Genomic DNA, 6,708 nt, shown 5'->3' with positions numbered 1-6,708 from the left:
CGCCTGAAAGTCGGCTCGATCGAATCCATGACGTGGCGATCTACTGACTCCTTTAAGATACAAGGGGCGGGTTCGCCGAGATATTTGATAATTATTAACAAATATTGTTTTGGCAACCCCGGAAAAGTCAACTCTCCTCAAGGGGCCCCGCTGTGACTAGAGCCAAGCGGGGCCGACAAACTGGCAAGCTACGGGTTTCGGCCTCCGGCAAGCTAAAGGGACTTTAGCTACACTTAGGAGCCGAACCAGGGGCTATCTCTGCCCGCTGCTCCAGCCAAGTGCTAATCTGTGGATCTGTCAGATCATCGGGTTTGGGAGGCAGGGGTAGGACATAAATCACCGTCTCCCCTGAAGTACCTTGAAGGAGGGGAACGGCATCGGGACTCTGATTGATGCGGACTTCTACGAAGTCTTCAATTAATCCAGCCTCCCGGAGGGTAGCGGTGGGCCGTGTGAGCAAGTTGTTGTACAGTTCAGGCTCTAACCATGACTGAGCAATGAACCGAGATATTGCGGCTTCAGCGCTTTTCCAATCCTGCGGAAATGCCATAATTTTCTCCGGGTTCCCTTTGGTGGGAAATATAGATTTTGCTGTTATTCTATAACAGATGAGTTTTCTACAGTCTAGATCGGCAACTATTGACGGCGGCCGGGCTGATTGTATTATGTTAAATGTTGTAGGGGCGGGTTCACCAACAATATTTTGTTAAGATCGATTATCTCATAAACCCGCCCCCACCCAACGACAAATCTCCCGATCGCTTCATGTCATATCCTATCCGATGAATTGACCATCATAATATTCCGGCCGGGGCGGGTTTATCAGATGGTTGATTTTCACCAAATATTGTTGGTGAACCCGCCCCTACAGCTTTTCTATCGTCGTGCAAAATATGAATCTTTACGGATTTTCTTGATGATACAGTGGTTTTCACTCCCGATAGGCTAATATCACTAACAAGCACAATACCAACCAGCGCAGGGACTATGCTCGGACTTAACGGATATCGCATTGTACAAGAACTTCACAGCGGCGTAAAAAGTTTGGTTTATCGAGGCTACCGCGAAGCAGACCAGCAACCCGTTATCGTCAAACTTCTCAAATCCGAGTATCCCACTCTGGAAGAAGTTACCCGCCTCAGAAATGAATACAAAATTGCCCAACCCCTAGACAGTTCTAGTATCACCAAAGTCTACAGCCTAGAAAACTCTCGCAATAACTTTGCCCTAATCTTAGAAGATTTTGGCGGCTCCTCTCTCGACCAGTTACTTACTAACCAAACCTTCCCTTTAACAGAAGTTCTGAGAATTGCCATTGCCTTAATAGATGCCTTAGATTATTTGCACCGCCATTCGATTATTCACAAAGATATTAAACCGGGCAATATCATTATTAACTCTACCACAGGCGAAGTCAAACTCACTGACTTTAGCATTTCCTCCCGCCTGCAACAAGAAAATCAATCTGTGAGCAACCCCTCGGAACTGGCTGGTACTCTCGCCTATCTCTCCCCAGAACAAACGGGGCGAATGAACCGTTCGGTAGATTACCGCAGCGACTATTATTCTTTAGGAGTGACTTTATACGAAATGCTCGCGGGTCAGTTACCTTTTGCCACGGTCGATCCGATGGAATTAATACATTGTCACTTAGCTAAACAGCCTTTACCTATTTGTGAAATTAGAGAAATTCCTCAAACTATTTCTGATATCGTAATGAAACTCTTAGCGAAAAATGCCGAAGAGAGATATCAGAGCGCAGCGGGATTAAAATTTGACTTAGAAACTTGTTTAAATCAGTTGCTTGCTACAGGAACAATAGCACCTTTTGCCATAGCCACCCGCGACAAAGGTAGCCAACTCCTGATCCCACAAAAACTTTACGGCCGCGAACAGGAAGTAATAGAATTATTAGCCGCCTTTGAAAGAATTAGCCTATCCTCTATAACCCCCAACCCCCTTAGTAAGGGGGCTTTAGAAGAAGAGGAATCCACTCTTACCCCCCCCTTCTTAAGGGGGGCTGGGGGGGATCAAAGCTATGCTTCAGAACCAGAATCCCCCACTCTTACCCCAACACTACGATCCCCCAACCCCCTTAATAAGGGGGCTTTAGAAGAAGAGGAATCCACTCTTACCCCCCCCTTACCAAGGGGGGCCGGGGGGGTTCAAACCGAGGAATCCACTCTTACCCCTTCCCCTTCCCCTTCCCCTTCCCCTTCCAGCAGCGAAATGATCCTAGTATCCGGCTATTCCGGCATTGGCAAAACCGCCATCGTCAACGAAGTTCACAAACCCATTGTTCGCCAGCGGGGTTATTTCATTTCCGGCAAATTCGACCAATTTAACCGCAACATTCCCTACTCAGCCATCATCACAGCTTTTCAAGCCTTAATCAATCAATTACTCACCGAAAATGCCGGACAAATTGCCAGTTGGAAACATCAACTCTTAGATGCCCTCACCCCCAACGCCCAAGTCATTATTGATGTCATCCCCGAAGTAGAATTTATTATCGGGCCCCAGGCAGAAGTGCCACAATTAGGGCCAACAGAATCACAAAACCGCTTCAATCGAGTTTTTCAACAATTCCTCAAAGTCTTTTGTCAGCCCCAACACCCCGTTGTGCTGTTTTTAGATGACTTGCAGTGGGCAGATGCAGCCTCCCTGAAACTGATGCAACTGCTGATGAGTGACTCCGACAGCCAATATTTGTTAATTATTGGAGCATATCGCGATAACGAAGTCAACCCCACTCACCCTTTAATTCAAACCTTAGAAAAAATCCGCGCATCGGGGGCGAATCTCAACAACATCACCGTCCAACCTTTAGCGCTAAATCATGTTAGCCAACTGATTGCCGATACTCTCAATGAATCCGCAGCCACAAGACGCATTCAATCCTTTTCCCAACTCCTGTTTAGCAAAACCCAAGGCAACCCTTTCTTTTTAACCCAACTGCTGAAAACCCTCGCCTTGGAAAACCTGCTGAATTACGAAGCCAGCAGCGATAAATGGCAATGGGATATCGAGGCAATCCAAGCCATTGGCATTACCGATTTAAACGTTGTCGAACTGATTGCTAGAAACATTCAAAAACTGCCAGAGGCTACTCAAAAAGCGTTAAAACTTGCCGCTTGTATTGGCAACACTTTCAACTTAGATGTTTTAGCCATTGTCAACGAAGCATCAGAATTAGTAACGGGGGCGCAGTTGTGGCCAGCGCTTCAGGCGGGTTTGATTTTACCCCTGTCGGAAGCCTACAAAATTCCCTTGGTATTTGTCGATTCAGAATCTGAATCAGTGCGGCTGCAAGATGTGAAAGTAGATTACAAATTCTTGCACGACAGAGTGCAGCAATCTGCCTATTCTCTGATTCCCGAAACCGAGAAAAAATCAACTCACTTCCAAATTGGTCAACTGCTGCTGCAAAATACCACAGCCGAAGAACGCAAAAACAATATTTTTGCCCTAGTTAATCAATTGAATTTTGGTATAGAGGCAACCACAGAGGCATCACCCCTACTAGCCGCACAGTCAGATAAAAACCTGTTAGCAGAACTTAACTTGATTGCCGGTCAAAAAGCTAAAGCTTCCGCAGCCTTTGAAGCGGCGGTTAATTATTTTAATATCAGTTTGGGACTGCTGGCTGCCGATAGTTGGCAGAGTGATTATTACTTAACGCTGCCTATCTATGTGGAAACCGTAGAATCTGAATATTTAAACGGTAATTTTGCACGGGCGGAACAGCTTTTAGAAGTTGTGCTGCAAGAGGCGAAAACGCTTTTAGACAGAGTGAAAGTTTACGAGGTAAAAATTCAGTCTTATATTTCTCAATACAGGCTATCAGAAGCAATAGATACAGGGCTAGAAGTGCTGGAAAAATTAGGTATTTCGCTGTCGAAAATGTCAGAAAATCCCGGAATTTTGATTCAGGTAATTTCAAGAAAAATGACCGAAGAAAATAAACAAATTGAGGATTTATGCGACCTTCCCGAAATGACCGATCCTTATCAGTTTGCCGCAATTCGGATTCTTTTAACTGTTACTTCTGCTGCTTATATTACGAATCCTGCCTTACTATCTCGGCTTTTATTTGCAATGGTGGATATCTGCTTAACTTACGGTAATCCTCCCTTAGCTGCTGGCATATACGTCAATTATGGTGTCTTTTTGACTGTGGGTGGGGATATTGATTCAGGATATAGATTTGGTCAACTATCTTTGAAATTATTAGATAAATTTAATGTTAAAAGTATTAAAGCGTTTGTCTTACATTACTTTAACTCATTTATTGGACACTGGAAAGACCATGTTAGGGAAACAATAGAACCTTTGCAAGATGCTGTTAATAGTGGGTTGGAAACCGGAAATTTAGAGTATGCCTGCTATGCAATGCTATCAAATAATCTTCATAACTTTTTTACAGGTAATGACTTAGATTCCGTTGAATTTAACAGTCGAAACTATGGCTATTTAATTGTAAAATTCAAGCAATATTTTTCAATTGAAGCTATTAAGATGTATCGACAAGTTTACTTAAGTTTACTTGGTCTATCAAACCGGCCAACTGAGTTAACGGGTGATGAATATAATGAAAAAGAATCTATTAAAGCTGCCGTAGAAATAAATAACTATTTTAACTTATTTTTTATATACACCTTTAAAACCTTCCTTTCATATCTATTTAAAGAACGAGAAGCAGCGGTTGAAAATGCTCGACAAGCAGATAAATATAAAACACCTGTTGGTGGGATGATAGTGACAGCAAAACTCAACTTTTACTACTCCCTCAGCCTCCTCGCTCAATATCCCCACGTCAGCGAAACCGAACAGAGAGAATATCTCCAACAAGTAGCCACCCATCAACAAACAATGAGACATTGGGCCAACAATTGCCCCGCCAACTACCAACACAAATACGAGTTAGTAGAAGCAGAAAAAGCGAGAATTTTAGGAGACTACCCCGCAGCCATCACCCTCTACGATGCGGCCATCACCGGGGCTAGAGAACAGCAATACATCCAAGAAGAAGCCCTCGCCAACGAACTCACCGGCGAATTTCACCTAACTCGCGGCCAAGAAAACATGGCCCGCTTCTTCCTACTAGAAGCATACTACTGCTACATCCGCTGGGGAGCCAAAGCCAAAGTCAAAGACTTAGAAACCCGATATCCGCAATTCTTCGCCAAAATCAACGCTCAAAAACCCGCAGAAACCAGCCTCACCTTAGCCACCATCATCACCAGTAGTAGCAATTCCGAAGGATTTGACCTAGCCTCCGTCTTCAAAGCCGCCCAAGCCATCTCCAGTGAAATAGTCCTCAGTGAATTGCTAGCAAAACTAATCAAAATCGCCATAGAAAATGCCGGCGCACAAACCGGATATTTGCTACTCAAACACTCAAACACATTCACCATAGAAGCCGTCGGACAAGTCGAAGGCGACAACATTACCGTATCACTCATTCCCCATCTGCCCCTCCCCGAAATCCTCCCCATGAGCGTCATCAACTATGTAGAAAGAACCCAAAAACCTGCCGTCTTAAACAATGCTACCACCGAGGCAATGTTTGCCGCCGACCCCTATATTGTTGCCCATCAAACCAAATCCATACTCTGTACTCCCATCATCAATCAAGGTCGCTTCATGGGCGTAGTTTACTTAGAAAACAACCTAGTAGAAAAGGCTTTTACCTCAGCGCGAATAGAAGTTTTAAAACTCCTATCGGCACAGGCATCTATCGCCTTAGAAAATGCCCAACTTTATCAAACCTTAGAGCACAAAGTAGAAGAACGAACTGCACAATTAGCCCAAGCTAATACAGAAATATTGATTTTGAACGAACGGCTAAAAGTAGAAAATCTTCGCATGAGTGCCGAACTAGACGTAACCCGCCGCCTGCAACAAATGATTTTGCCTAAACAGCAGGAATTAGAGTCAATTGCAGGGCTAGAAATAGCTGGATTCATGGAACCGGCTGATGAAGTTGGCGGTGACTACTACGACGTACTAAATCACGGCGGTAAAGCCACAATTGGCATCGGCGACGTGACAGGACACGGTTTAGAAAGTGGCGTGTTAATGATTATGGCGCAAACAGCAATTCGCGCTTTGGTGATCCACAATGAAACCGACCCCGTTAAATTATTGCAGACAGTCAACCAAACGCTTTTTGACAACGTAGAGCGCATGGATTCCGGTAAAAATATGAGCCTTTCTTTGCTGGAATATCGGGGGGACAACATCCTGCGTTTGAGCGGACAGCACGAAGAAGTGATTGTCGTGCGTGACAGCGGCGAAGTAGAGCGGATTGATACCATAGAGTTAGGTTTTCCCATCGCCTTGGAAGCAGATATTGCCGATTTCATTGCTTCTACTGAAATACAGTTGAATTCGGGGGATGTTGTCGTACTCTACACAGATGGAATTACCGAAGCTTTTGATATGAATAAAAATCAATACGGTATCGAGCCATTGATTGAAGTTGTTGTCCTTAACAGGGAAAGGTCAGCAACAGAAATCAAGCAAGCTGTTATTGACGACGTGCGGCGATATATCGGGGAGCAAAAAGTATTTGATGACATTACTTTGGTAGTAATCAAACAGAAGTAATATGATTTCTCTAAAATCGTGCAACACTCTTCGACCCCCCCTAGCCCCCCCGCTGCATTGCGGGGGGAACAAGAATACTGTTGCATTCTTTTTTAA

The 6,708-nt window shown here is 44.4% G+C and carries 2 protein-coding genes; one reads left to right on the top strand and one right to left on the bottom strand.

Going from position 1 to position 6,708, the window contains the following annotated elements; translation table 11 throughout:
* Window positions 1-223: 223 nt before the first annotated feature.
* Entirely contained in the window at window positions 224-550 is a 327-nt protein-coding gene (locus tag QUB16_RS32565; protein WP_333322478.1) for a hypothetical protein, read from the bottom strand.
* A gap of 437 nt (window positions 551-987) precedes the next feature.
* On the opposite strand from QUB16_RS32565, the gene QUB16_RS32560 reads away from it, so the two are divergent.
* A complete protein-coding gene (locus QUB16_RS32560) occupies window positions 988-6,612 on the top strand; it encodes a protein kinase domain-containing protein (RefSeq protein ID WP_333322476.1) in 5,625 nt (1,874 codons plus the stop codon).
* The last annotated feature ends 96 nt before the right edge of the window (window positions 6,613-6,708 follow it).

Source organism: Microcoleus sp. D3_18a_C4 (assembly GCF_036702415.1).
Taxonomy (GTDB): Bacteria; Cyanobacteriota; Cyanobacteriia; order Cyanobacteriales; family Microcoleaceae; genus Microcoleus.
This window is presented reverse-complemented; position numbering and strand designations above follow the sequence as displayed.

Bases quoted from the DNA above. Each gene is read 5' to 3' on its own strand.
- QUB16_RS32565 (WP_333322478.1), bottom strand. From the start codon at position 550: ATGGCATTTCCGCAGGATTGGAAAAGCGCTGAAGCCGCAATATCTCGG.
- QUB16_RS32560 (WP_333322476.1), top strand. From the start codon at position 988: ATGCTCGGACTTAACGGATATCGCATTGTACAAGAACTTCACAGCGGC.